At 39.5% G+C, this 9318-nt stretch carries 10 protein-coding genes; 6 read left to right on the top strand and 4 right to left on the bottom strand.

What is annotated here, in order from left to right; genetic code table 11:
- The 3 genes from L655_RS0102485 to L655_RS0102475 all read right to left on the bottom strand — a co-directional run.
- Positions 1-305, bottom strand: a 305-nt coding sequence (locus L655_RS0102485) for a cytochrome b/b6 domain-containing protein (RefSeq protein ID WP_241764426.1), incomplete at its 3' end; no start/stop codon positions are given.
- An 18-nt stretch (positions 306-323) separates the two neighbouring features.
- Positions 324-1199 carry an aldo/keto reductase gene (locus L655_RS0102480; protein WP_033011280.1) on the bottom strand — a complete coding sequence of 292 codons (876 nt, stop codon included), beginning with the start codon at positions 1197-1199 and terminating at the stop codon, positions 324-326.
- Positions 1200-1204: 5 nt separating this feature from the next.
- Positions 1205-1828 carry a recombinase family protein gene (locus L655_RS0102475; protein WP_008467336.1) on the bottom strand — a complete coding sequence of 208 codons (624 nt, stop codon included), beginning with the start codon at positions 1826-1828 and terminating at the stop codon, positions 1205-1207.
- Between the two features lie 269 nt (positions 1829-2097).
- Between L655_RS0102475 and merR the strand changes: the two genes are divergently transcribed.
- The 6 genes from merR to L655_RS0102445 all read left to right on the top strand — a co-directional run bounded on the left by merR (position 2098) and on the right by L655_RS0102445 (position 5849).
- On the top strand, positions 2098-2550 hold the full coding sequence (gene merR, locus L655_RS0102470; protein WP_008110844.1) for an Hg(II)-responsive transcriptional regulator: 453 nt from the start codon (positions 2098-2100) through the stop codon (positions 2548-2550).
- 190 nt (positions 2551-2740) lie between these two features.
- Entirely contained in the window at positions 2741-3088 is a 348-nt protein-coding gene (locus L655_RS0102465) for a mercuric transporter MerT family protein (protein WP_008467333.1), read from the top strand.
- A 46-nt stretch (positions 3089-3134) separates the two neighbouring features.
- Positions 3135-3419 (top strand): mercury resistance system periplasmic binding protein MerP, encoded by a 285-nt coding sequence (gene merP / locus L655_RS0102460; protein ID WP_008110847.1) that lies wholly within the window; start codon positions 3135-3137, stop codon positions 3417-3419.
- Positions 3419-3838, top strand: coding sequence for an organomercurial transporter MerC (gene merC / locus L655_RS0102455; protein ID WP_008467331.1), 420 nt, complete (start codon positions 3419-3421; stop codon positions 3836-3838). Before merP ends, merC begins: the two co-directional genes overlap by 1 nt.
- A 20-nt stretch (positions 3839-3858) precedes the next feature.
- Positions 3859-5298, top strand: a complete 1440-nt coding sequence (gene merA, locus L655_RS0102450) for a mercury(II) reductase (protein ID WP_024603994.1) — start codon at positions 3859-3861, stop codon at positions 5296-5298.
- Between the two features lie 113 nt (positions 5299-5411).
- Positions 5412-5849 carry a MerR family transcriptional regulator gene (locus L655_RS0102445; protein ID WP_008110853.1) on the top strand — a complete coding sequence of 146 codons (438 nt, stop codon included), beginning with the start codon at positions 5412-5414 and terminating at the stop codon, positions 5847-5849.
- Between the two features lie 169 nt (positions 5850-6018).
- On the opposite strand, the gene L655_RS0102440 is transcribed toward L655_RS0102445, so the two are convergent.
- On the bottom strand, positions 6019-8988 hold the full coding sequence (locus L655_RS0102440) for a Tn3 family transposase (protein ID WP_275041153.1): 2970 nt from the start codon (positions 8986-8988) through the stop codon (positions 6019-6021).
- Between the last annotated feature and the right edge of the window lie 330 nt (positions 8989-9318).

Below are 9318 nucleotides of genomic sequence, written 5' to 3'. Positions count from 1 at the left end.
GGGCGCTGATGACGCTGGCCAGCGGCCCAGGCCAAGCGTACCAGAATCAGCAGCAACATCAGCGAACCTATAGAGACATGCCAGGGCACCAGCGTTTGTCCGACCCAGTGTTCTCCGTCGAAGATTCGATCACCAAACTTGAGCAGTTGCCAGAACACCAGTAGGGCCATCGACCAGTGCAGCAGTTTGGTGAGAGCGCCATACCGCTCACGAGAATCGTGGATCATGATTGGGTTCTCCGTATTGCGGGTTTCATTACCATTGAAGGTGTTACCAAAGAGGATGAAGCCAGAATGCACACTCATTCCAGCCTCATCTTCATATCACTGCCTACTGGCGGCGTCCAGCCTGGAAAGCATCTCTTCCGGTAGTGACAATTTCACCGAAGCCAATATCTCATCCAGTTGAGACAGCGATGTTGCACTGACAATCGGTGCGGTCAGTTCTGGCTGGTGGAGCAGCCAGGCCAGTGCCACTTGGGATGGTTTTGCTGAAGCCTCCTGCGAAACGGCCATCAGGGTATCCAGAATGCGCTGACCACGATCGCTGAAATAACCGTTGAGAAAGTCAGCCCGAGGGTTGCCTTCCAGGTCTGAAAGCTGAGCGTATTTGCCAGTCAGGAATCCACTGGCCAGAGAAAAGTAGCTCACCACGCCAAGATTGTGCTCGCTGGCGACTTTCGCCAGCGACGACTCGAAATCGGCCCGGTCATGCAGGTTGTAGAGGGGCTGGATCAGCTCATAGCGCGCGAACCCATGATCACGAGACACGGCCAGCGCCTGTTCCAATCGATCGGACGAATAATTGGAGGCGCCGATGGCCCGCACCTTACCGGCCTTGATCAGCCGGTCAAACGCGCCCAATGTTTCCTCCAAGGGGACTTCCTGATCATCAATGTGGGCGAAGTATACATCGAGGTAATCGGTGCCCAGACGTGACAGGGAATCCTCAATTGCAGCTTCGATGTTGGCTGCAGATAGCCCTTTACGACGCTCCAGCATACCGACTTTGCTCATGAGAATGACGTCATCACGACGTCCCCGCTTTTTCAGCCATCGTCCGATAACTGCCTCCGACTCGCCACCTTCAAGGCCCGGTGCCCACGCAGAATATACGTCGGCCGTGTCAATGGCGCTGAAGCCCTGCTCCACAAACCGATCGAGTAGCTGAAAGGGGTTTTGCGCCCATCCCCTCGAAATTAACCTTAGTCTAAATTTTTAAGCTTTTTTCTAACTCTAATTACCGTACTTCGACTAACTCCAACTGCTTCAGCCGTTTTATTAATACTAAATCCAGCTTCAGTAAACGAGGCAATCCTATCATGAGCCTCTAAATCAGGCTGACGACCGTGATAAAGTCCCTTTTGCTGTGCTTTTACAATACCTTCTTTTTGCTTACGTTCACGTTCTCGATATTCTTTATATGCACTGGCCGCTAATATTTCTAACAGCATATTATTAATAGCACTAAGTATTGATCTCATAAAATCATCACTTGGAAAACTGCCAAATGTTAAATGACTGGTTGGTAGATCTAAACTAACAACACTAATTCCTTTTTCATTTATTGAGGCTACAAGAGTTTTCCAATCATCAGGGCTTAGCCTTGTTAAACGATCGATTGATTCAACTAACAAAACATCACCGGACTCTGATTCATCCAATAAACGAATTAGCTCTGGTCTATCTAAAGAATTACCAGATTTATTTTCTATATAAAAAGAAGCAATTCGTTTGCTGAAGCCAGAAACGAATTTTTTTAATGAGCTTTTTGCTCTATTTGCATCTTGCTCAGAAGTTGATGCTCGTAAATATGCTCTTATGAACATTTTTGCCTAATTAGGTCTATTTAGATGGTGTCATATCATATAGGTTTATTTAAGTGGTGTCATTACGTAATTGCCTGTGATATATTAACAGTATCTTTAGGGTGTACTCATGTAGAACTGCATGTAATAACACTAATTTGGACTTTGATAATGAAAAAGGATAAACCATACATTGTTGTGGTTTAATATTGTTGTAACAACGGTAACTTTACTTATTTAATAGAAGAAAAAACAAAATCAATTAGCGATGTTTAAACTGGTATTCATTGATGGTCACTTTAATTAGATATAAAGTAAGTAAACAAAAAGTCAGTAAGGTAATTGATAACGTGTCTAAACGAACCATAAGTATGTTGGCTAAAGAACTGAGTGTAAATGTCGAAACAATTCGCTTTTATGAACGCAAAGGCTTAATTAAACAACCACCAAAGCCTATGCAGGGCTATAGACATTACCCGAAAGAAACGGTAAATAGAATACATTTTATCAAGCGTTCTCAAGAATTAGGTTTTACGCTAAATGAGATTGAAGGGTTACTTGCGTTAAACGATAGTCCATGTAGTAAAGTACAAGAATTAGCTAATAAAAAACTGATCGCAGTACAAAAAAAGATGGCTGACTTGTTGTTGTTAGAACACGCTTTGGAAGAACATTTAGGACAATGCCAAAATAATGATGACGATAGCCACTGCCCAATAATTGATTCGTTGCAACCGAAGTAAATGATTCACTTAACTACCATTTCCCACTAAAACAGCATATCCAATTTTACTTCTGCGCCTTAATTCAAGTTAGCTTATTCCCCGTATCTGTCGTAGCAGATTATCAAAGATAAATTTTTTATAAATCACCCTTGACTCCGTACTTAGGTACATGCAATACACTTGCATTATCACTTAATGAGGTATCTATATGAATCAAAAAGAATCAAACCTTCCAATGATAGGAGGCATCATAGCAGCATTAGGCGCAGGCGTATGCTGTGTAGGTCCTTTGCTCCTGTTATTACTTGGGGTAAGTGGCTCATGGATTGGTAATTTAACTGCATTTGAACCCTATAGGCCATTATTTATCGCATTTGTAGTGTTGTTGTTTGGTTACTCAGGTTGGAAAATTTACCGTCCTGTAGAAGAGTGTGAGCCGGGAACGGCCTGTGCAATTCCTAAGAAACAGCAACAACGAAAAGTCATTTTCTGGCTGAGCGTTATAGTTGCGACAATTTTAGTGACCAGTAATTATTGGATACTTTTGTTTGCTTAATATACAGATCAAGAAATTTATAACATTTTAAAATTTGGAGCTAATTATGAAAAAATTATTATTAACCGCACTGCTTTCACTTTCTAGTTTTGGTGCTTTTGCTGAAGTAAAAACAGTTACACTGGAAGTGCCAACGATGAACTGTGCGACATGTCCAATCACAGTTAAAAAGTCATTAGAAAATGTTGATGGCGTTGAAAATGCGAAAGTTACCTACAAGCCTAAGCTAGCTGTTGTTTCTTTTGATGACACTAAAACCAACATCAATGCATTAATTGCAGCGACTACCAACGCTGGCTACCCTTCAAATTTAAAAAGTGAAAATAAGTAATGTTTAGCCCCTTAGAACTAGTTACGCGTATCGGAGATAAAGCAGGCTCTATAGGTGCACTTGTTTCGGCAATGGGATGCGCCATGTGTTTTCCCGCGATAGCTAGTCTTGGTGCGGCAATTGGGATGGGATTTCTTAGTCAGTGGGAAGGGGTATTTATCAATACGTTGTTACCACTGTTTGCAGTATTAGCGCTGGCAATGAATATCTTAGGCTGGTTTAGCCATCGTCAATGGCACCGTAGTTTTATCGGTTCAATTGGCCCCATTTTGGTTTTACTCTCTTTATACCCTTGGTTCCAGTACGGGTGGAGTTCATACGTTACTTATACGGGGCTAGGACTAATGGTTGCTGTATCAATTTGGGACATGGTTTCTCCTGCGAATAAACGCTGTGATGATGAAACTTGTACCGCTTAACTTTTTAAGAGGAATAAAATATGTCAACGAATAGTTGTTGCTCGTCAAATGACATCCAGCCAGAACAATTACATGTAGCCATTATTGGTAGTGGTTCAGGGGCCTTTGCCAGTGCGATTAAAGCAGCAGAAGGCGGAGCAAGAGTTACTATCATTGAAGGAGCCGATGTAATCGGAGGTTGCTGTGTAAATGTCGGCTGTGTTCCTTCAAAAATATTGATCCGTGCTGCGCAATTAGCGCATCAGCAACGTACTAACCCGTTTGATGGTTTAGAAAATATTCAGCCACAACTTAGCCGCTCCTTATTAGCACATCAGCAAAACGCTCGCGTCGAAGAACTACGCGATGCTAAATATCAACGTATTTTAGAGAGTAATCCCGCGCTATCTTTACTTAAAGGTTATGCACGTTTTAAAAATCAAAATACCTTGCTAGTTCACAAGTCTGATGGTAGTGAAGAAGAGCTGGTTGCAGATCGCATTTTAATTGCAACAGGCTCTACACCAAGCATTCCGCCAATTAAGGGTTTAGTTGATACACCTTATTGGACATCAACAGAAGCCTTATTTGCAGAAGAGTTACCGAGTAGTCTAGTTGTCATCGGCTCCTCCGTTGTTGCTCTGGAAATTGCGCAAGCTTATGCCCGTTTAGGTAGCCGTGTGACAATTCTAGCCAGACATACCCTTTTATATGCTGAAGATCCGTTATTAGGTGAAAAACTGGCAGAGTGCTTTGAAAAAGAAGGTATTAGGGTACTTAATAATACGCAAGCAAGTCATGTTTCTTATGATAGCAATGGTTTTTCATTGGAAACTAACGAAGGAACATTAATCGCTGAAAAATTGCTTATCTCTACGGGTCGCCATGCAAATACTGGAAAGCTTGGTTTAGAAAATGTTGGTGTTGAAACAGATAAAAGTGGTGCCATTGGTGTTAATAGTATGATGGAAACATCAACAGCTAACATTTATGCCGCTGGAGATTGCTCCAATATGCCACAATTTGTTTATGTTGCTGCTGCTGCCGGAAGTAGGGCTGGAATTAATATGACAGGTGGAAATGCGCAACTCGACTTATCTACCATGCCTGCTGTTATATTCACCGACCCACAAGTTGCTACGGTAGGTCTAACCGAAGTACAAGCTTCAGCGGTAGGAATAAATACGATAAGTCGTGTACTTGATATGGAAAACGTACCAAGAGCTTTAGCAAATTTTGAAACGGATGGTTTTATCAAGTTGGTAGCTGAAGAATCCACGGGAAAACTGATAGGCGCACAAATTTTAGCCCATGAAGGCGGAGAACTGATTCAAAGTGCGGCTCTTGCTATTCATAATAAAATGACAGTCGAAGAATTGGCAGGTCAACTATTTCCGTATTTGACGATGGTTGAAGGATTGAAGTTATGCGCTCAAACCTTTAGCAAAGACGTTAAAGAGCTATCTTGCTGCGCAGGGTAATCATTTAACGGTAATGTACTTACAGAAATGTTAATGGAGTGCCAATTGATTGAATGTAATCAAGATATCTTAAGGCATTCCATTAACAACACAAATTGGAAGCATGCTAAATCATGATTAAATCTAAGGTTGAAAACATTCCTGTTGGTGAAGTCAGTTTTTTGACAGAGATACCTGACATCAATAAGTTCATTAGTAGTGATGATGATGCGTTGGATTTTCCTTTGAGTATTTCTCAACTGGCACTAGCTGCACAAACATCTGTCCATACGGTAAGAAATTATGTTCTTGAGAACTTAGTACACTGCGAAGAAAAAACTAAGTCAGGCCATTCACTTTACGGCTTATGTGCATTAAAGAGATTAAAGTTCATTCGAGCAGCAAGGGCGGCAGGTCTTCTTGTAGTTGATATCAAGCCATTACTAATGGCAATAGATGCAGGAGAAAGAAAAGTTCCTGAAGACATCCAAAAGCTGCTACTTACTAAAATCGAGCATAGAAAAGTATTTTTAAATCTAGTAACAAACCAAATTGAAGAGTTTTGCAATTAGAACAATTATAGAACAGTTCATGGCTCGACTAAAAACTTGTTAGCTTATCTGTTTTCTATCAATGTTAGCTTGTATATATCAAGCATATAGAATATCAACACCTCCAATTTTTAATGGCACTTTGATGCGCAGTACCTTTTGAATTAGAAATACAAACAGATGGCATTCTTTAACTTATTGATTTTACATCACTAAGTAAACCAGCTAAGTCGATTTCTTTGCGGTCTTTATTAAAGGCATATTCCCCATTTAGATTAATGTGTTGCCAAGCAACAGGTGAAAGCCGAGAAATAACATCAACCACATCTTGCCTACCGTTCCTCTCTTGGATTTGTAAAAATGCCGATAGTAACGCGGAATTATAATAAATAATGCAATTTGAAATGAGTCGAGCACAATCGTTCCATTGTGATACTTGGTAATCATTCCCCCCTCGAAATTTATTGCCATTAACTGAAGTAATAGCACGTTTTAACTGATGGTATGCTTCACCTCTGTTCAAGGCTTGCTGGACGTAATGACGCAACGTTGAATTATCAACATACTCCAAAACATAAATAGATTTAATTAAACGGTCGTACTCATGCAATGCTGACAATCTTCGGCTCTTGCCGTTACTCAACTTTCTAATGATTGTGCTTTGAGTGGTGGTTTTACGACTCAATGAACAAACAATATGCTGAATATTGTCCCATTCTTCAGCAATTAGCTTATGATTAATATCTTTCTTTAATTGAATACGGCCTCCGTTCTCTTCAGTCACTTCAAATAGCTCAAAAAACACCTTTTTCATTTTCGCGTATCGAGGGGCGAATGTGTAACCAAAGAAATCTAATATAGCGAAGTTAACATTATTGGTACCATGCGTATCGGTCGATAAGGTATTAGGCTGTATATCTGAAGAGTTGTTATAGAGTAAGTCAAAAGCAAAGTGACCTTCATATTCGTTAGCGCCAATGACTTGCGTACTCACCGGAACATGATTAGAAACCAATGTTAATGCTGAAACACCTTTACCTTTGGAGAAGTACTTAGACGAATACCGAGCCTTAAACGTATTTATGCGACACTCAAATTTTTGACCATCAATGCTTGAAAACAACTGATTATCGTCCACATGGTAATAGGCAAATATTGGCAACGTGGCTATAGCATTAGAAACCTGATCATTAGACGTTTTGAGTGTTTCATATCTGACATAACTATCATCTACACTGCGTAATTTACCCATTGAACGGTCAGAGATATTCGCCATTTTATATAGGCCGTAATTGGTGCCGTTTGCCAATATACAGGCGATCAGATCTTCTTTATTTACTGGTGATTTTTCTTTAGTTGCTGATATGTGTGTAAATGAATTTAAGTAACCTGTCTTTTGATCAACAAACAACATGAGTTCAACGATACCCATGTGTTGAATTTGATTGTAGAGCGGGTTTTCAATTGTTTGTTGCCAACGGCTGTTAGGAATTGACCACTTGAGTTCGGCTTTGCCAGGAATAAACTCAACATACTTATTATCACCACTAAAGATATGCTCGCTTGCTTCCTTCAGCTTAACTTCTAATTGTTGGCTCTTATCTGCGAGTGTTTGGTTAATCGGTGTTGCCAGCTTATCAAGGCCAGTGTTTTCAATGATTGTCTCTTTTTGCTGCCATTCTTTAGGTTGTATAAGATCTGACGTTAAACTACGGTTATTAACGCTTTCTTTCACCGTTAAGCTATTACTGTGAAATAATTGTTCGGCTTTACGATAAAGGAAATACTCAAATCGATTAGCAATTAATTTGGTATTTTCTCCCTCTAAATACTCTCGGTCATGTTTAGGTACCACATCGATGTTAATGGTTTGGATAGCCTTTAATTCACTAAGTTCAGAATGTGCCATAACATACTGCTCATGGAGTTCATCCTTTAAATGAATGAACTCAATATCGATAGACATAAATAATGAGCGGATAAGTTTTTTAATTTTACTGGATTGTTTATCAATAAATTGCCATTCGTACTGACGGCCATCAAAGTCGTTATTATCTAAGTGATCACTTAACAGTTTAATACTGTCAGCAGGGATCAATTCAAAGGCTTTTTTACGTACATCACCAAAGCTTAAATCATCGTCCATATCGGTATCGATGAAGTACTTTAATAAACTACCAGCGGATTTTAATTTGGTTCTTACAATGGCTACATCTTCAACAATACGCTGCTTTGCATAGCCTTTAGCTGATTCGGTTAACTTCCTTACCAAGTAAATAAATGCAGCAACAAGATTGTCGTTAGTCTCTCGGTACCTGAAGAACAAGTAACAAACGAGATATAAAATAGTTTGGCTATCTGCGTGTCTTCTAAGCTTATAAACGGACTTGTGCTTTACCAGTGAAGCATAGTATTCAAGATTTTTAGGTGATAGCTCCAGTTCAGCAATCAGTGACTTAATTTCTGGATAAAGCGAGCGTATAATTTTATGCGTCTTCAGCTCTTGGGTGATTTGGCTCGTTGAAAAGTCCTTAGCCATTTTCTTTAACTTGGCTAAGTCAGTAAAGGTATTATTTGACTCAAGTAATTTAAGTAATGTTTTTCTGGTACCTGAAGACAAACTATCAAGCAGCACCATTTCAATTCGGTTACGCTCATTTGATAATACCGTAGAAATAGTGTCTTGCAGCGTTGTATAACCAGCTAGCGCTATTCTGTTTTGACCAAAATAAGCAATACATTCATCAAAAACATACCTTGGTTCAAGGTTGATTTTTACAACATCGTTAAGCCTTTTTAATAGCGGCTCTTTATCTAACTTGCTTTGGTATGCTGTAAACCCTGTATATTTTAATAACTTATTAATCAGCTTAGTTTTTGTTGTTGGTGATAAATCCTCAAGAGACATATCTTTATCGCTGAAATACTTGGATCTTACATAATCTAAATCATTACTGACTTGAGTAAATGAGAAATTAAATACTATTGGCCGTGACCTAAAGTAACCAAGCAGTAAGATAAAATACACTCTGGTTTCAATACGTCTTAATTCGTTGACGAGCCTTTGAGTTTCACTATCTAACGAAAAATAATCATCACGATCTTTACGGTTAAAATTGGGTAAGGCATAGAGTTCGTTGATTTCTGATTCGCTGAGAATTTGTATACGCTTGGTGTTTGATGAAGAAATAGTGGTAAGCCTTTCTTGTTATTTTTAATCAGCATACCTTAATCAATGAGGTTAATGTTTACCAGTCAACTGCTTAACATTACCATAAAGCCGATTTAAGCGACTAAAGTGGTAAACTTTTCATAAGATAGTTTACCACTGTGTATTATTACTTAAGAATACTAATGCCGATTTCGAGGGGATGGGCTAAATAATACAAACTGTGTTATTCAAGGGGTGAAGTCCAATGGTACGAAAAGTTACTCTAAGCGTGAAAATTCAAGCTAAGGTTAATTTCGAGGGGATGGGCGCAAAACCCCT

It is taken from the genome of Pseudoalteromonas sp. TAE79 (genome assembly GCF_000498015.1).
Lineage (GTDB): Bacteria > Pseudomonadota > Gammaproteobacteria > Enterobacterales > Alteromonadaceae > Pseudoalteromonas.
This window is presented reverse-complemented; position numbering and strand designations above follow the sequence as displayed.

Excerpts from the sequence above, each read along its gene's own strand:
- L655_RS0102475 (WP_008467336.1), bottom strand. The coding sequence starts at position 1,828 with ATGTTCATAAGAGCATATTTACGAGCATCAACTTCTGAGCAAGATGCA.
- merR (WP_008110844.1), top strand. The coding sequence starts at position 2,098 with ATGGTCACTTTAATTAGATATAAAGTAAGTAAACAAAAAGTCAGTAAG.
- L655_RS0102465 (WP_008467333.1), top strand. The coding sequence starts at position 2,741 with ATGAATCAAAAAGAATCAAACCTTCCAATGATAGGAGGCATCATAGCA.
- merP (WP_008110847.1), top strand. The coding sequence starts at position 3,135 with ATGAAAAAATTATTATTAACCGCACTGCTTTCACTTTCTAGTTTTGGT.
- merC (WP_008467331.1), top strand. The coding sequence starts at position 3,419 with ATGTTTAGCCCCTTAGAACTAGTTACGCGTATCGGAGATAAAGCAGGC.
- merA (WP_024603994.1), top strand. The coding sequence starts at position 3,859 with ATGTCAACGAATAGTTGTTGCTCGTCAAATGACATCCAGCCAGAACAA.
- L655_RS0102445 (WP_008110853.1), top strand. The coding sequence starts at position 5,412 with ATGATTAAATCTAAGGTTGAAAACATTCCTGTTGGTGAAGTCAGTTTT.